The sequence below is a fragment of the Tamlana crocina genome (assembly GCF_012037625.1).
Window position 1 is genome coordinate 1 of the sequence record NZ_JAAVJS010000487.1, and the last position, 362, is coordinate 362.

The following is a 362-nucleotide window of genomic DNA, read 5'->3' on the forward strand; positions in this document are numbered from 1 at the left end:
TCTCACTGCCGTCTTTTCTAATACAGATTTTTCTGAATACTCAAATGCTAAGAGGAACTATAGCATCTTAAAATTAGTAAATGAAGTTTAAAAATATCCGACATATCTTTTTTGATCTTGATCATACTTTATGGGATTTCGATAAAAATTCCAGTCTGGCTTTTGGTGCCATCTTTACAAAGCATGAGATCAATGTTGAGCTTAATGAGTTTTTAAAAATTTATTCCCCAATAAATGAAAACTACTGGGCACTTTACCGGCAAGACAAGGTAACAAAAGAAGATCTTCGAATAGGAAGATTGAAGGAATCCTTCGATGCCTTGAAGATAGAGGTGTCCAATACCACGATCGAGGCTTTAAGT

General features: G+C 34.5%; 1 protein-coding gene. It reads left to right on the forward strand.

The window, feature by feature from the left end; all coding sequences use genetic code 11:
• Window positions 1-80 precede the first annotated feature (80 nt).
• On the forward strand, window positions 81-362 hold a 282-nt coding region (locus HC176_RS17720; protein ID WP_483414760.1), incomplete at its 3' end, for a YjjG family noncanonical pyrimidine nucleotidase.